Raw genomic sequence first — 14,389 nt, forward strand, 5'->3', positions numbered from 1 at the left:
CGGCCTTGACGTCACATCAGCTTGTCGACTTCGCTGGTCAGCGCTCGGCGCCGCAGCGGCGCGAGTGCCGCGCCGAGCCGTTCACCGTGCGCTTCGGTGATGACGCGCCCCAGGATTTCGCCGAAACGCGGCTCATCGACACCCGATACGATGTACTGCCAGCGATACGCATCGAGCAGACCCGCATGCACGCGCGCTTCTTCATCGGACGACAGCGGGCGATCCAGTTGCGCGATGAAGTATTCGGCGTCGGCGGCGGCCTGCGCCTGCAACATGCCGTCGATCGCGCCCACCAGATCGATCAGGTCGCCAATGGCGGCGTCGCGTTCCGCCGCGCCGATGCGCGCGTCCTCGCGCATCCATTCCAGCTCGTCGATGATCGCGTGCTGCGATTCCTCCTTCCAGTGAAACAGGAAGATGTCCTTGAACAGCGGCGACAGGCTGCTGTCGCTCTCCATGCTCTGCCGGTAATGCACCTGCGTGACGATCTCGATGCAGCACGTCAGCGCCAGGATCGACCAGGTGGACTTGCCGAGCACGAAGCGCGCGACATCGTCGGCATCCGGGACGAAGCGATAGCCGGGTGGCAGCGCCTCGGCCGCGAGCGCCTCCACGCGGCGGAACAGTTCCTGATGCTTCAGTTCTTCGTCGGTGAAGCGGACGATCGCTTCCAGCGCCGTCTGGTCCGACAGCGCATGCTCGCGGCCGACTTCCATCATCTTCGCGCCGATGAAGCGCTCGATCATGCCGAACATGTTCGCGTAGGTACGGCCCTGCACCTGCGACATCAGCCGGCGTTCGGACGCGCTCAGGAACGGCAGCCGGTACACCTCGCTGAGGCCGTGCGGCATGAAGGTATGGGCGGGATCGAAATGACGGCCGCGCAGCACGTCCTGATCGATATCCCAGCGGATGCGGCGGGACACTTCGATGCACTTCGCATAGCGCTGTTGCGTGGCGGGGTGCATGGCTTGCGGGGACATTTCTTTCATGACGGCATTCATGTGTGCGGACTCCGGATGATTCAGCGTCGATCAGGGCAGGCGCGCGGCCTGGCGGGGATGAACAGATCGGCTGGGGAATCGTCAATCGTCGCGTCTCCGTTCTGTGGAGCATTCTCGGCAGATGGACGCGGTCGCACATGAGGCGCAAGTCCCGGACGACGACCGGGAAAGACTGCACAGGAGGCGGAAACCCGGGACCGGTGTCCCGGAACGGTCAGGCGGAAGGTGCGTCGAAGCCCGCGCGGCGCGCCAGCACGATGGCCTGCGCACGATTCTCGACCTCGAGCTTCGCGAAGATGCTGGTGATGTGATTGCGCACCGTCTTCTCGCTCAGCGTCAGACGCGCAGCGATCTGCGCGTTGTCGCGTCCGCCCGCCAGCAGTTCGACGATATCCCGCTCGCGCGGCGTCAGCGTCGCGAACGCGGGATCCGCCGGCGGCGCCGATGGCAGGAACGCCCGCACTTCCTCGCGCCAGCGTCGCCAGGCGGCATCGGTCTCCAGCACGAGATGGTTTTCGCTCTCCAGCGGCACGAAGCGCGCGCCGGGAATCTGGCCGGCGAGCAGGCGGCTTTCGTCGAAGGGCACGCGCGCGTCGCCGCTCGCATGCAGCACGAGCGTCGGACACTGCACTTGCGACAGCAGGTCCACCACGTCGATCTCGTTGAACACGCGCATGATGCGCGCCGCATTGCGCGGCGTGGTCGTGAGCCGTTCGAGTTCGTTGAACCAGTGATGCTGTTCCGGCGTGCCGCCCGGGATGAACTGCGTCGTGAAAAACTGGCGGAACGCGGGATTCTGCTTGCCCCAGCCCAGTTCCGCGAGCTTCACGAGCATTTCGGCTTCCTCTTGCTGCGCCGGGTCGCGAGTGCGCTTGAGCCGTCCGCGCGCATAGCCGCCGTGCAGCACCAGATGCGTGACGCGCTCCGGATGCGCCACCGCATAGGCAATCGCGATGGACGCACCCTGCGAGATGCCCAGCAGCGGAAAGCGTTCGAGGCCGCTCGCGTCGACCACCGTTTCCAGGTCGCGCAGCCACGCAGTGAAGGAGATTTCGCCGACTTCACGGTCCGACAGGCCGCAGCCGCGCTGGTCGTAGCGGATCAGCGTATGACGGCCGCACAGCTCGACCATCAGATGGCTCCAGACCGGACTCGCAAAATCCAGTTCCAGATGACTGAGCCAGTTCGCGGCCTTGACGATCGGCGGACCCGAACCGCACACCGCGTAGGCGATGTGCACGCCGTCGCTCGCGGTGCAAAGGCGGATGTGCTGGCGGGGCGTGGGCGGGCGCGTCACCATCGTTCGAAAGTGTAAGTAGGGACACCATACAAGCACGAACGCCGCGCCGGACGCGCGACTGTTCATGCTTGCGCGTAATGGAATGGAAAGTCAAGAACGTAAGGCAGCGGACGGCGTGCAACAGGATTCAAGACCTGGCCGTGCGGGACGGGTCATGATCCGGCTTTATCGATGAAAGAGGACTGTTCGTGACGGAAGCCAATCATTCGGATCAGCCGGTGCGCCCGCAGCGTTGCGTGATCGTGGTCGACCAGAACCTGCCCGCGGGCAAGGCGGCCAATGCAGCAGCCGTGCTGGCGCTGACGGTCGGGCAGCGCCATCCGGCGCTGGTCGGCGAAGCGCTCGTCGATGCCTCGGGTTGCGCGTATCCCGGTCTCATTCCTGTCGGCATTGCGGTGCTCGGGGCGGATCAGGACACGTTGTCGGCGATCCGCGACAAGGCGATCGCCGCCGCGTGCGACGTCGTCACCTTCCCGGTGCAGGGACAGCAAACCACCGACTACGGCGCGTTTCGCGATGCCGTCGCCGGTGTCGTGACCGAGGAGCTTCGCTATGTCGGGCTCGCGTTGATCGGCGATCGCAAGCCGGTCAGCAAGGCGGTCGCGAATCTCGGTTTGCTCAAATAGCGTCAGGTGCGCGTGGCCGTCTTGTATGCGCCCGGCGTCACGCCGAGCATGCGGCGGAAAGTGCGCGTGAGATGCGCCTGATCCGCAAACCCGGTGGCGGCGGCGATATCCGAGAGCGCGCCGCCGTGACGGATCATCTGCATCGCGCGGCGCACGCGGGCCTGGCGCTGGTATTCGTGAGGCGTCATGCCGGTTTCGCGGCTGAAGGCGCGAAACAGCCGGAACGGCGGCAGTCCCGACGCCGCCGCGATCTCCTCCAGATGCAGTTGCTCGCCGATACGCTCGTCCAGGAAACGGCGCGCCGCCGCCACCGCGTGCGGCTCGCGCGGCGTGGCGGCAATGCCAGCGCCTTCTTTCAGATGCCGCCCGACGAGCCGCGCCGCGAACGCCAGATAGCGTTCGTCGCGTTGCAGCGACGGCCCGTGCACCTCGGATGAGCGATGCACGTCGAAGAGCGCCGCGCACAGCGCCGGATCGCGGATGATCGGCCCGACGACGCCGCCCGGACGTCCCGCCGCACGCGCGTCGCCGGTGAGCGCGCGGAGATGCGCGACATCCACGTACAGCGTGCGCTGCGTCCAGCCGGCGTCGTCGACTGGCCAGCCGGCGTGCGGTTCGTCGGCGTCGATGGCGTACAGGTCGCCGCGCCGCGCGACGAACTCCGTGCCGCGCATGCGGATGCGGATCGCACCGCCCGTCAACAGCGCGAAGCAGGCGGTGTCGTGCGCGTGGACATCGTAGGAAAAGTCCGCGAAGCGCCCGCGCAACAGCTCCGCGCCGAGTTCGGGCGCGCGCCAGATTTGCGTGTCGGCTTTGGGCGTTGGCTTCATGAGGGGTTCAGCGCTTCGTGCGCAACGGCAGTGTCGCGATGAACTGATCGATCGCAGCGAACAGCGCGGGCTTGCGCACGCCGTCCTGCGCCTGAATCGACAGACCGGCAAACAGCGTCATGCACAGCGCGGCGAGCGCGGGGACATCAGTGCGGGCGTCGAGTTCGCCGGATTCGACCGCCTGCGCGAGCCGCGCCGCGACCGTGCTCGCAACCTTGCGCCGGAGCTTCTGCAACTCGGCGCGCAACTGCGCGTGTTCCGCGCCCACCGACATCGCGCCGAGAAAAATCATGCAGCCACGTGGATGCGATGTGCCGGTGAACAGTTCGGTGCTGGTGCGGAACATGGCGCGCAGGCCGTCGCGTACGGACACATGCGCTTGCAGATTCCGCAGCGCCGCGCCACCCTCAGCGGCGACATAGAGTTCGACGGCCTCGCGGTACAGATCTTCCTTGCTGCCGAACGCCGCGTAGAGACTGGGAGAGTTGATGCCCATGGCGTCGACGAGATCGGCCATGGAACAGGTGTCATAGCCTTTCGACCAGAACACTTCCATCGCGCTTCTGAGCGCCGTTTCACGGTCGAAGCTGCGCGGACGGCCGCGCGTCTTGAGTTGCGTTTGATGAGCCAGTGACGACATGTCTCGCTCCGCTGAATCAACCGGACTGCCCTGCGCGTCATTCCTGCGCACAGCGCAATTCTGAATTATGTGTCGATCATAACAAAATAACTGGACGTCGTCGCGTCCGGATGGTCCAATATCTGTGTCGATCGTTACATAATCAGCCGGTTTAAATTTTCAGGAGTGTGTCGTCATGAAAAAGTCCTTGTCCACGCTTGCCGTCGCGTTGCTGGTCGCGAGCCCGTTTGTTGCCGCGTCCGCCTTTGCCGAGGACACCGGCACGCCCGCGCCCTATTCCGTCTTCGTCGATCAACCGACCGGCTATACCTTCGTCAAGCTGCCCGCCGGATGGAAGTTCGTCGGCGCGGTGTCGCAGGAAGAAGCGCAGCATGTGCCTTCGAACGTGTTGACGTCGGTGCTGCCGGCCGAATCCGCCCGGTCGATCAATACCGCTTCCTCGAAGTAAGTCTACGCACCCTTCATGCGGCCGCAATCGAGACGCTCTCCGGCACAGACGCCCGCTCGGCACTGATCGCATCGACGACATGTTGAGCATCGCGCGCGACGCCCGAGAAGCGTCCCGATCCCCACGTATGCAGCCACGGCAAGCCAACGAAGTAAAGCCCCGGCACTGCCGTCACTCCGCGCGTGTGTGACGGATGACCGCGGCCGTTGAATACCGGCGCGTCCAGCCAGCCGAAATCCGGCGTAAAGCCGATGCACCAGACAATCGACGTGATGCCGCTTGCCTGAAGGTCGAGTTCCGCGCGCTCTTCATGCGGCTGCCAGAGCGGCACGTACGGCGCGGCAGGCGGCGCCTCGATGCCATGCTTCGCGATGAAGCCATCGATGCTCGCGTTGATGCGGTTATAGATATCGTCGGCTTCGTCGAGGTTCTTGCGCAGGTTGGTCGCGAAGCGCAGCGTGCCGTCACGGAAATCCTCCAGCCGCCCGAACAGTTCCATGCCTTCGAGCGCGAAGCGGCGCAAGTCGATATCCCGTCCGCCATCGCGGCCAGTGACGTAATGATTGGTGTTGTCGCGCACGCCTTCGCGCAGCGGATGATCGGTCACGGGCATGTCGTAATAGCGCATGTCCGCGAGCCAGTCCACCACGTCGCGGCCACGATGAAAACGCGCACAGCGCGGCGCTTCGCCCACGGCAAGATGCACCTTGCGGCCCGACAGATGCAGATCCTCGGCGATCTGCGCTCCGGACTGCCCCGAGCCGACGACCAGCACCGCGCCGGGCGGCAAGGCATCCGCATGCCGATATTCCGATGACTGCACCTGCGCGATGCCCGGCGGCAGGCGCTCGGCCATGCGCGGCACGATCGGCGTGTGATAGCCGCCGGACGCCACCACGAGTTGATCGGCGGTAAAGTCACCGCCCGTGCTTCTCACGTGATAGCGGCCGCCTGCATCGCGTGTCACGCGCGTGACCGCCGTGCCTTCGAGCACCGGCGCATTGACCTTCGCGATGAAGCCGTCGAGATAGGCGATGATCTCGTCCTTCTTCATGAAGCCGTGCGGGTCCGCGCCCTCATACGGATGTCCCGGCAGCGCGCACTGCCAGTTGGGCGTCACGAGACAGAACGTGTCCCAGCGCTGCGTGCGCCAGGTATGGGTGACGCTGTGCTTTTCCAGCACGAGATGATCGATGTTCGCCTTTTGCAGGAAGTGGCTGACCGAAAGCCCGGCCTGCCCGCCGCCGACGACGATCACACTGACATGCTTCGGCGCGCCGCCGGTTGAATCGATGCTGGACATGGTGCATCCCCTGAACGAATGAGTTAATCGAGCGCGAGCACGGTGACCTGAGCTTCCTGCGCATCGCGGAAACGGCGCGCATCGTCTTCGATGCGTGCGAGCTGATCGAGCGCGGCGGAGCATGCGAAACCGTATTTCTCGCGCACCCGTTCCGAGCCGATGTTCAAGGCTTCACGGGAACGCGCGACAAAGTCATCGACGGCATAGCGCTCGCCCGCTGTGAAGAACTCGCTGACGACGGTCGAAGGCGAATAGCAGTTCGCTTCGACGCCATCGGGCCAGCGGATCAGGAAGTGCATGACGGGCATGAGGTGGCTCCGTTTGAAGGTTGATCGGCGTCAAGCCACGCACGATAAAGGTCGAGATGACGCGCGGCGCTCGCTTGCCACGTGAAGCGCCGCAACAGCGCGGGCACGGCTTGCACGAAGTCGATGCCGCTATTGCCCTCGAGCGCGGCGGCAATCGATGACGCGTCATGTGGATCGGCGAAGATGCAGGTGCGGCCGTCGAGATACTCGGTGAAGGGCGCGATGCGCGAGACCACGACCGGCCGTCCGCTCGCCAGCGCTTCGAGCACCACCAGACCGAAGCCTTCGCGAAGCGAGATCATCGACACGACATCAGCGAGACGGAACAGCGCGGGCATTTCAGCGTCCGGCAGCGCGCCCGTCACGATCACCGGCGTGCCGCGCGCGCCGACTTCCAGTTTCAGCGCCGCCGCTCGCGCAAGGAAGCGGCGCGTGTAGTCGTCGTGGTCGAGCAGACTCGCGCCGCCCGCCAGCACCAGTTGCGCGCCGGGCCAACGGGCGTGCAGCAAGGCGAAGGCTTCGAGCAGCATCGACGTGTTCTTGCGTTCTTCGATGCCGCCCACCGCCAGCACGACCGGCCCTGCGCTCATGCCGAACCTTTCCCGCAACGCATGCATGTCCGAGTCGGCACAAACGCCGTAGCGCATTGCGTCGATGCCATTCGACACCGTGTGCGCCGTGATCCCGTAGGTCGAACGCATGATGCGCGTCCATGCGTCGCTGACGCAGAACACGGCATCGGCGTCCTGCCAGGCGCGGCGTTGCCAGTGGTCGAGTTGCGGGTCGTCGAAGTGGTCGAGATGATGCACCGTGCGCACGAAGCCGCGAATCGTGCGCTCATCCTTCAGTTCCGCCAGCGCATTCCCGCTGATGCTGTCCTGCGCATGCAGCACGTCGAAGCCGTCCGGACCGACGTCTGCAAGCGCACGCTTCAACGCCCGAATGCGTTGCGCGACCATGCCGGTCAGTCCCTTCGCCTCGCCTTCGATACGCGCCAATACGATCCGGCATGGCGACGCGCGAAACATCGACTCGCCCGGCCGTGCGGGTGCAAAAACGGTGACATCGTGCCCGGCGTCGTGCAACGCGCGCGCCAGTTCGAGCGTATGCACGACGCCGCCGCGCGGATTCACCGAATGCGTCAGCAGTCCAATTCGCAGTGCGTTCAGCGCGCGCATATGAACGGCTCCTCGCGGAGGTTCCACAGCAAGGCCGCTTCGTCGCCGCGCGTCACGACCACTTCGCGCGATGCGTCCACCTCGCCGATCACCGCGCTCGCAATATCGCGCGATGCAAACCGCGCGAGCACCTCGCCCACATGCTCCTTGTGTACCGAAAGCACGAAGCCGAAGCTCGGAAACGCCGTGAGCCAGCGCTCGAAATCGACTTCCGGAGGACGGGGCACCGCATCGAGATCGATACGCGCGCCGGCATTCGAGCATTCGAGCAGCATCAGCGCCGTGCCGAGCACGCCCGCCATGCTGATGTCCTTCGCCGCAGCGCACAGTCCGTCCTCGGCCAACGCGGGCAACAGTTCGAAATCGCCGCGCGCGCGGCCTTCCGGCGCGCCCACCGATGCATTCCAGAACGGATACGGTTCCTCGAAACGCCCGCGCAGATCAACCGCCAGGACGAGCGCATCGCCGGGACGGGCGTCGAAGCTGGTCAAGAGCCTGCGCGCACGCCCGACGATCGCCACCGCAAGCTGCGCGCCTTCGCTGCGCACGTTGCTGTGTCCGCCGACGATAGGCACGCCATATATCCGCGATGCCGCCGTCATGCCCGCGAGCACATCGCCTGCGGCCTGTGCGCTGCCGCTCCACAGCGCATCGACGACGGCGAGCGGGCGGCCGCCCATCGCGTAGATGTCGCTGACGTTCACCATGACGCCGCTGTAGCCGGCGAACCAGGGCATCGTCTGGACGAAGTCGCTCACCAGACCTTCGATCGCGAACAGCAGGAAGCCGTCGCCGTCGGGAATGGCGGCGCAATCGTCGCCGATGGCCACGTCGCGTGCACCGGCCGGCAAGTGCGCAAGCACGCGCGAGATATCGCTCTTGTGCTGAAAGCCCCGGCTTGCCCTGAGTCGCTCGACCCAACCCGCCAAAGGCTTCACGGCAGCCTCCGCGCGAGCGCGACGAAACCGCTCTGCGGCGTGACGCACGGCGGATAGGCATCGAGTTGCGCGCGCATCAGATGATGAGCGCGGCCGAACAGCGTTTCCTCCTGCTGCGTGTCCCAGCGCAGTCTTCGGAACAGCGGCACGTTCTGCTCCTGCACATGCGCGAGGAAGGTCTCGCAGCCGAGCGCATGCGCGCTCGACACGGCCAGCCGGATGAGCGTCGAGCCGATTTTGCCGTGCGAGCGGAATGCCGCATGCACCGCGAGCCGCGAACCGAGCCACACGCCCGGCTCGCGCTCATGGATGCGCACCGTGCCGACGACCTGATCCGGCATGCCCGCGACACAGCTCACTGCAACCAGCAACTGCGCACGCGTGTCGATCTCGTCGCGATCGTCGCCGACGAACACGCCCTGCTCGATGCAGAACACCGCGCGCCGCAGCTTGTACGCTTCCTCCGCTTCCCAGGGCAGCGTCGCCCATTTGACGCGAAATTCGACCGGCGTGTAGTCGAGATCGAGTGCATCGCCTTCAATGGCTTCGACGAACATGGTCAGGCCTCGTACGATGACAGCGACGAACACGCGCCGCATTTACCGCAGCCCGCCTTGATGTCGGCGGAGCGCATGCCGGCTTCGCCGAGCATCGCGCCGATGGGCGCCAGCACCGCACGCATGAACTCGGGCGCGGGCGCGGGATGATCTTCGAGCGGCGTGCCGCTGATCGGCACGAAGGGCACGACGAACGGATACACGCCGAGCGCGATCAGCTCGCGCGCCATCCCGACGATGTCCTCCGCGCTGTCGCCCAGTCCCGCGAGAATGTACGTGCTCACCTGGCCGCGGCCGAACACCGCGACCGCCGCTTCGAACGCTTCCATGTAGCGCGTCAGCGGCACCGTCGCCTTGCCCGGCATGATGCGCTCGCGCACGGCCGGCGTAACGGCTTCCAGATGCATGCCGAGCGTATCGATGCCGCTCGCCTTCATGCGCTCGAACCAGCGGTCGTCGTCGGGCGGCTCGCATTGCGCCTGGATCGGCAGATTCACGGCGGCCTTGATCGCGAACGCGCTCTCGCACAACACCCGCGCGCCGCGATCGGGCGTCGGCGGCGTGCCGGTCGTCAGCACCATGTGCCTGACGCCGTCCAGCAACACCGCCGCACGCGCCACTTCGGCGAGCTGCTCCGGCGTCTTGTGCGCAATCGTGCGGCCCGCCGCCAGCGACTGGCCGATCGCGCAGAACTTGCACGACTTGCGACGGCTCTCATAACGGATGCAGGTTTGCAGCACGGTGGTGGCGAGCACATCGGCGCTGTGCAGCGTCGCGATATGCGAGTACGGCACGCCGTCGAGCGTCTGCATCGCGTAGAAACGCGGCGCCTTTGGAAAGCTGATGCTGGCGATCGGGATGGCGTTGCGCGTCAGCGCGCTGATGCCGTGCGCGTCCGGCTGACCCGCGACGAACGGCGAATCCCACGCGCTGCTCGTATGCACGGGCACCATGATGGTCACGCCGTCCACCGTCACGGCCTTGTGGTCCGACGGCCCCGCGCCGCCCCGCCGGCTCGACACGCCCGCGCGTGGATCGACCAGCCGCAGGCCGGCCGACTGCAGTTCAGTCATCAATTGCCGGCTCGATGCCGGCAGTTTCTCGCGGGCGTTCATCGTCGTGGGTGTCCTTGAAAGAGGTGACGGGCGATGCCGGGCGGTCGTTGATCGCGAGGCTCAGCAACTCGGGCCGCGCATAGTGACCGACGGAATCCATCATGCGTTTGCGCTTCGTGATGAGCGCCATGTCGAGGTCGGCGATCACCATGCCTTCGCCCTCGCGCAGCGGCTCGGCGAGATGCTGGCCTTCCGGCGACACGATCGCGGTATTGCAGCCGCCGCGCAGCGCGCGTTGCAGGTTGGGATCGGGCGTGATGGCTTCGATCTGCGCATCGGTGAGCCAGCCGGTCGCGTTGACGACGAAGCAGCCCGACTCCAGCGCGTGATGGCGGATCGTCACTTCGATCTGCTCCGCGAAGATCGGTCCCACCAGCGAGCCGGGGAACTGGCTGCAATGGATCTCTTCGTGCTGCGTCATCAGCGCGTAGCGCGCGAGCGGGTTGTAGTGCTCCCAGCACGCCAGCGCGCCGACGCGTCCCACGCCGGTGTTCACCACTTTCAGACCCGCCGCATCGCCCTGGCCCCAGATCATGCGTTCGTGGAAGGTCGGCGTGATCTTGCGGCGCTTGAGGCGCAGCGTGCCGTCGGTATCGAAGATGAGCTGCGTGTTGTACAGGCTGCCGTGATCGCGTTCATTCACGCCCAGCACGACGACCATGTTGCACAGCCGCGCGTGCTCGGACACGGCCTGCGTGACCGGGCCGGGGATCACCACGGCCTGCTCGTAGAGCTTCATGTGATCCGCGCCCGATGCCACCGGCGCGCGCACGAACGAGAAGTACGGGTAGTACGGCACGAAGGTCTCGGGGAAGACGATCAGCTGCACGCCCTGCGCCGCAGCTTCGTCGATGGCCGTGCAGACGCGGTCGAGCGTGCCGTTCGGGCGCTCGAAGTCCGGTGTGATCTGCACGGCCGCCGCGCGCACGATGCGCGGTGTCGAAAGGGCATCGGGCATGATCGTCACACGGTCCAGGTGTGGATGATCAGCGCGTTTTCCTTGCGATGGAGCAGCTGGATATCCAGCACGTCGAGCGGATTGATCGGCCGGATGCCTTCGATGAGCGACGCCTCGCCGTGTCCATACAGCGCCTGCAACGCGAAGCGGCAGGCGTAGACCTTGCCGCCTTCGGCCATGAACTTCTGCAGTTGCTTGTTGAAGTTGAGGTGACCGGGGAAGGCTTCGTCGCCGAGCGTCGGAAAGCCGCGTTGCAGGCCGAGCGTGACGCCGGGGCCGTACAGCAGCACGGAGGTATCGAAGCCCTTGCGTTGCAAACGCGTGGCCTGCAACAGGTTCACGAAGCCGATCGACCCTTCGAACGCGACCGTATGAAACGTGACGAGCGCTTTCTCACCGGGCTCGGCCTTCACGTCCTCGAAGACTTTCTCTTCGTAGTCGACCAGATAATCGCCGTTCTTGTGAAGCGGTTGATTGACTGCGGGCATGACATTCTCCGATGAGTGTGAGGTTCGAGGCCGGTGCGCTCGTCCATGCAGCGCGTCGACGGGTCCTCAAACGCAACGGGTATGCCAATGATTGGCCCGCGAAATGCAATCACTTTGCAATCAAGCAAAACGAACTTGCTCGACGGAACCGAAAAATTTTTGCCGGAGCCTTGCTGGAAGGGCTTTCGCGACGCAAGCGGGAGACGGTGCGTGGTTGCGCTTCGCACGATTTCAGCGCAGACGGGCGTGAGCATGGTGCGTCGTACACCGAAGACGTGCATCGATGCGATCAATGCAATCAAGTCCAGTCTGCCGATGCGATCTTTTTCCCTTCGATTGTTTTGACATGCCAGGATCGAGCGAACCTGTGGCGAGGATCACCGCGGACATGAATCAGCCGGCACATCACTGGATCAGGAAACTCGAAGAAAGCAGGAAGCCTGCTTACCTGACGATCCCTGATCTGATCGAGGAAGATCTCGCGAGCGGCCGTCTGCGGCCACGCGACCGGCTGCCCGGCCTGCGCGATCTCGCCGGCCTGCTGAGTCTCAACTACACGACCGTCGCGCGCGCCTATGCGGAAGCACGCAAGCGCGGCCTGCTCGACGCCCGCGCGGGCAGCGGCACCTTCGTGCGCGGCAGGACGCAGACGTTGCCGCTGGCGGGTGGCGGGAGCGTCGAGATGTCGATGAACATGCCGCCGGAGCCGCCCGCGATGGCGGCACGGCTGCGGGCTTCGGCGGCGCGCCTGATGGAACGCGCCGATCCGTTCCAGCTGCTGCGCTATCAGGATTTCGGCGGCTTGCCGGTGGATCGTGCGGCGGGACGCGACTGGCTGCGTCCGCGCGTGCCCTCCTGCGAAGCCGAAACCGTGCTCGTGTGCCCGGGCATCCACGGGGCGCTGGTGGCGCTGGTGTCGCAACTGGCGCGGCCGGGCGAGATGATCTGTCTGGACTCGCTGGCCTATCCGGGCATCAAGGCGATTGCCTCGCAACTCGGCGTGCGCCTTCAGGCGCTGCCGCGCGACGACGAAGGGCCGCTGCCGCATGCGTTCGAGGCGCTGTGCAGGACAGAGCAACCGGGCGGCTTCTACTGCAATCCGACCTTGCAGAATCCGAGCACGCTGACGTTGACGCGTCGTCGGCGTGAAGCCCTCGCCGACGTGGCGCTGCGCTACAACGTGCCGATCATCGAGGACGAGCCCTACGGCATGTTGCCGCCCGATGCGCCGCCGACACTGGCCGAACTCGCGCCCGAGCTGACCTATCACGTGACCGGCTTGTCGAAGACGCTGGGCGCGGGATTGCGCGTGGCTTACCTGAGCGCGCCGACGCCGCGCCAGACGCAGCGGATTGCCGGAGCCTTGCGCGCGACCTCGGTAATGCCGAGTCCGTTCACCGTGCTGCTCGCGACGCAATGGGTCAATGACGGCACCGCCGCCGACGTGCTGGATGCAATCCGCGAAGAAGCGGCCGCACGGCAGGCGATTGCCTCAGCGGAACTGCACGAATTCGCCTTCGATGCCAACCCGCACGGCTTTCATCTCTGGCTGCCGGTGCCATCGGTATGCGACTGGAGCGCGCCGGAACTGGCTTTGCAGTTGCGCAATCAGGGAATCGGCGCGGTGGCGGGCGCGGCGTTTTCGACGGATGGCAATCCGCCGAATGCGTTGCGTCTTTGTCTGGGCGGGCCGCAGGATCGGGAGGATTGCAGGGAAGCGCTGCGGCGTGTGGCGGATATGCTGGGTGATCCGCATCACTTGCATGTGCCGATGTTGTGATGCGGGGCGGGGTTACTCACGAGACGGCGGAGAAGCGACGCTAGGGTGTCCGTGTCCGTAAGCATCCAGCAACTGCTGCACGAGCGTATTCGACACATAATGCGGACCGTCGAACAGATAGACGCGATAACCCCGATACGCATCGATCTGCGGTTTCAACTCCGCCACCGTCGCCGCCCGAAAGCCCCCTCCCACCTGCGGCCGGAACGCCTCCGCGATGATCCTGACGCGCCCCCGCCCCAGCTTCGCCGCCAGCTGATCCGCATACTCCCGCGCCACGTGCGGCTCGCGCGCATACACGCCGCAGCCGTCCTGCAGCAACACGCCGACATCGCGCGGCAGCCATTCGTCGAGCCATGCGGCCAGCGCCGTTCCGCCCACGTTCGCGCGATCGTAGACGCTGATCCACAACGGCCGCGGCAGCGCATCCAGCATCGCACGCAGCGCACCCGCGTTCTGCCAGGTCGGATCGATCTCGACAGGAAAGTAGTAACCCGTGACATGCACCGGCGGACGCGCGTCCACGAGTTGCATCGATTCGTTGAACAGCTGCGCCGTGTTCGCGCGCGCCGCGGCTTCGTCGAAGCGGCCTGCCAGCCCGATGATGACGTCGCGCCCCCACGGCTCCTGCCCGATGCGCTCCCAGTCCGGCATCCGCGCCGCCGCCCGCAGGCCCGTGCCCGGCAGGAACGAGAGACCGTCCACCGCCGTCCACTGCACGATGAGTTCGTGCGCGCCCAGCTTGTCCCAGTCGCCGTGCGGGTCCGCATGGGCGTTGTCGGGTTGCCAGACCATGCCGTGCACCAGCCGTGCCGGCGCGGTATCGGCGCAAGCAACGGAAAAAGCGCAGCACGCGACCGCCAGCACAGCGCAGCGCGCGGCCGTCAGCGGATGAAAATGCAGAAACGGGAACATG

At 65.8% G+C, this 14,389-nt stretch carries 16 protein-coding genes; 3 read left to right on the plus strand and 13 right to left on the minus strand.

Going from position 1 to position 14,389, the window contains the following annotated elements:
- Window positions 1-11: 11 nt before the first annotated feature.
- Both QCE83_RS25280 and QCE83_RS25285 read right to left on the minus strand, forming a co-directional pair.
- On the minus strand, window positions 12-992 hold the full coding sequence (locus QCE83_RS25280; RefSeq protein ID WP_309817843.1) for a hypothetical protein: 981 nt from the start codon (window positions 990-992) through the stop codon (window positions 12-14).
- A 226-nt stretch (window positions 993-1,218) separates the two neighbouring features.
- Window positions 1,219-2,304 carry an alpha/beta fold hydrolase gene (locus QCE83_RS25285; protein WP_309817845.1) on the minus strand — a complete coding sequence of 362 codons (1,086 nt, stop codon included), beginning with the start codon at window positions 2,302-2,304 and terminating at the stop codon, window positions 1,219-1,221.
- Window positions 2,305-2,492: 188 nt separating this feature from the next.
- On the opposite strand from QCE83_RS25285, the gene QCE83_RS25290 reads away from it, so the two are divergent.
- On the plus strand, window positions 2,493-2,930 hold the full coding sequence (locus QCE83_RS25290) for a DUF2000 domain-containing protein (RefSeq protein ID WP_309817847.1): 438 nt from the start codon (window positions 2,493-2,495) through the stop codon (window positions 2,928-2,930).
- Between the two features lie 2 nt (window positions 2,931-2,932).
- Here the strand turns inward: QCE83_RS25290 and QCE83_RS25295 are convergent, their stop codons facing one another.
- Complete coding sequence (locus QCE83_RS25295; RefSeq protein WP_309817850.1) at window positions 2,933-3,760, minus strand: AraC family transcriptional regulator; 828 nt, start codon at window positions 3,758-3,760, stop codon at window positions 2,933-2,935.
- Between the two features lie 7 nt (window positions 3,761-3,767).
- Complete coding sequence (locus QCE83_RS25300) at window positions 3,768-4,400, minus strand: TetR/AcrR family transcriptional regulator (RefSeq protein WP_309817852.1); 633 nt, start codon at window positions 4,398-4,400, stop codon at window positions 3,768-3,770.
- Window positions 4,401-4,575: 175 nt separating this feature from the next.
- On the opposite strand from QCE83_RS25300, the gene QCE83_RS25305 reads away from it, so the two are divergent.
- Window positions 4,576-4,848, plus strand: a complete 273-nt coding sequence (locus QCE83_RS25305; protein WP_309817854.1) for a hypothetical protein — start codon at window positions 4,576-4,578, stop codon at window positions 4,846-4,848.
- 13 nt (window positions 4,849-4,861) lie between these two features.
- Here the strand turns inward: QCE83_RS25305 and QCE83_RS25310 are convergent, their stop codons facing one another.
- The 8 genes from QCE83_RS25310 to QCE83_RS25345 are packed head-to-tail and all read right to left on the minus strand — an operon-like array spanning window position 4,862 to window position 11,693.
- Window positions 4,862-6,151 (minus strand): MSMEG_0569 family flavin-dependent oxidoreductase, encoded by a 1,290-nt coding sequence (locus tag QCE83_RS25310; RefSeq protein ID WP_309817855.1) that lies wholly within the window; start codon window positions 6,149-6,151, stop codon window positions 4,862-4,864.
- Window positions 6,152-6,174: 23 nt separating this feature from the next.
- Window positions 6,175-6,459 carry an MSMEG_0570 family nitrogen starvation response protein gene (locus QCE83_RS25315; protein WP_309817858.1) on the minus strand — a complete coding sequence of 95 codons (285 nt, stop codon included), beginning with the start codon at window positions 6,457-6,459 and terminating at the stop codon, window positions 6,175-6,177.
- Window positions 6,438-7,637 (minus strand): MSMEG_0565 family glycosyltransferase, encoded by a 1,200-nt coding sequence (locus tag QCE83_RS25320; protein WP_309817860.1) that lies wholly within the window; start codon window positions 7,635-7,637, stop codon window positions 6,438-6,440. Before QCE83_RS25320 ends, QCE83_RS25315 begins: the two co-directional genes overlap by 22 nt.
- A complete protein-coding gene (locus QCE83_RS25325) occupies window positions 7,625-8,575 on the minus strand; it encodes a sll0787 family AIR synthase-like protein (RefSeq protein ID WP_309817863.1) in 951 nt (316 codons plus the stop codon). Before QCE83_RS25325 ends, QCE83_RS25320 begins: the two co-directional genes overlap by 13 nt.
- Window positions 8,572-9,132, minus strand: a complete 561-nt coding sequence (locus QCE83_RS25330) for an MSMEG_0567/Sll0786 family nitrogen starvation N-acetyltransferase (protein ID WP_309817866.1) — start codon at window positions 9,130-9,132, stop codon at window positions 8,572-8,574. The genes QCE83_RS25325 and QCE83_RS25330 overlap by 4 nt, the downstream gene beginning before the upstream one ends.
- Window positions 9,133-9,134: 2 nt before the next feature.
- Window positions 9,135-10,205 carry an MSMEG_0568 family radical SAM protein gene (locus QCE83_RS25335; RefSeq protein WP_309817867.1) on the minus strand — a complete coding sequence of 357 codons (1,071 nt, stop codon included), beginning with the start codon at window positions 10,203-10,205 and terminating at the stop codon, window positions 9,135-9,137.
- Window positions 10,198-11,205 (minus strand): Nit6803 family nitrilase, encoded by a 1,008-nt coding sequence (locus QCE83_RS25340; protein WP_309817868.1) that lies wholly within the window; start codon window positions 11,203-11,205, stop codon window positions 10,198-10,200. Before QCE83_RS25340 ends, QCE83_RS25335 begins: the two co-directional genes overlap by 8 nt.
- 5 nt (window positions 11,206-11,210) lie before the next feature.
- On the minus strand, window positions 11,211-11,693 hold the full coding sequence (locus QCE83_RS25345; RefSeq protein WP_309817869.1) for an MSMEG_0572/Sll0783 family nitrogen starvation response protein: 483 nt from the start codon (window positions 11,691-11,693) through the stop codon (window positions 11,211-11,213).
- 388 nt (window positions 11,694-12,081) lie between these two features.
- On the opposite strand from QCE83_RS25345, the gene QCE83_RS25350 reads away from it, so the two are divergent.
- Window positions 12,082-13,473 (plus strand): PLP-dependent aminotransferase family protein, encoded by a 1,392-nt coding sequence (locus QCE83_RS25350; protein WP_309817870.1) that lies wholly within the window; start codon window positions 12,082-12,084, stop codon window positions 13,471-13,473.
- Between the two features lie 12 nt (window positions 13,474-13,485).
- Here the strand turns inward: QCE83_RS25350 and QCE83_RS25355 are convergent, their stop codons facing one another.
- Window positions 13,486-14,388 (minus strand): hypothetical protein, encoded by a 903-nt coding sequence (locus tag QCE83_RS25355; protein WP_404985551.1) that lies wholly within the window; start codon window positions 14,386-14,388, stop codon window positions 13,486-13,488.
- Window position 14,389: the final 1 nt, after the last annotated feature.

This window comes from Caballeronia sp. LZ034LL (genome assembly GCF_031451215.1).
In the GTDB taxonomy this organism is placed as follows: domain Bacteria; phylum Pseudomonadota; class Gammaproteobacteria; order Burkholderiales; family Burkholderiaceae; genus Caballeronia.

Coding starts and splice junctions, on each gene's coding strand:
- QCE83_RS25280 (WP_309817843.1), bottom strand. CDS start 992: ATGAAAGAAATGTCCCCGCAAGCCATGCACCCCGCCACGCAACAGCGC.
- QCE83_RS25285 (WP_309817845.1), bottom strand. CDS start 2,304: ATGGTGACGCGCCCGCCCACGCCCCGCCAGCACATCCGCCTTTGCACC.
- QCE83_RS25295 (WP_309817850.1), bottom strand. CDS start 3,760: ATGAAGCCAACGCCCAAAGCCGACACGCAAATCTGGCGCGCGCCCGAA.
- QCE83_RS25300 (WP_309817852.1), bottom strand. CDS start 4,400: ATGTCGTCACTGGCTCATCAAACGCAACTCAAGACGCGCGGCCGTCCG.
- QCE83_RS25305 (WP_309817854.1), top strand. CDS start 4,576: ATGAAAAAGTCCTTGTCCACGCTTGCCGTCGCGTTGCTGGTCGCGAGC.
- QCE83_RS25310 (WP_309817855.1), bottom strand. CDS start 6,151: ATGTCCAGCATCGATTCAACCGGCGGCGCGCCGAAGCATGTCAGTGTG.
- QCE83_RS25315 (WP_309817858.1), bottom strand. CDS start 6,459: ATGCCCGTCATGCACTTCCTGATCCGCTGGCCCGATGGCGTCGAAGCG.
- QCE83_RS25320 (WP_309817860.1), bottom strand. CDS start 7,637: ATGCGCGCGCTGAACGCACTGCGAATTGGACTGCTGACGCATTCGGTG.
- QCE83_RS25330 (WP_309817866.1), bottom strand. CDS start 9,132: ATGTTCGTCGAAGCCATTGAAGGCGATGCACTCGATCTCGACTACACG.
- QCE83_RS25335 (WP_309817867.1), bottom strand. CDS start 10,205: ATGACTGAACTGCAGTCGGCCGGCCTGCGGCTGGTCGATCCACGCGCG.
- QCE83_RS25340 (WP_309817868.1), bottom strand. CDS start 11,205: ATGCCCGATGCCCTTTCGACACCGCGCATCGTGCGCGCGGCGGCCGTG.
- QCE83_RS25345 (WP_309817869.1), bottom strand. CDS start 11,693: ATGCCCGCAGTCAATCAACCGCTTCACAAGAACGGCGATTATCTGGTC.
- QCE83_RS25350 (WP_309817870.1), top strand. CDS start 12,082: ATGAATCAGCCGGCACATCACTGGATCAGGAAACTCGAAGAAAGCAGG.
- QCE83_RS25355 (WP_404985551.1), bottom strand. CDS start 14,388: ATGTTCCCGTTTCTGCATTTTCATCCGCTGACGGCCGCGCGCTGCGCT.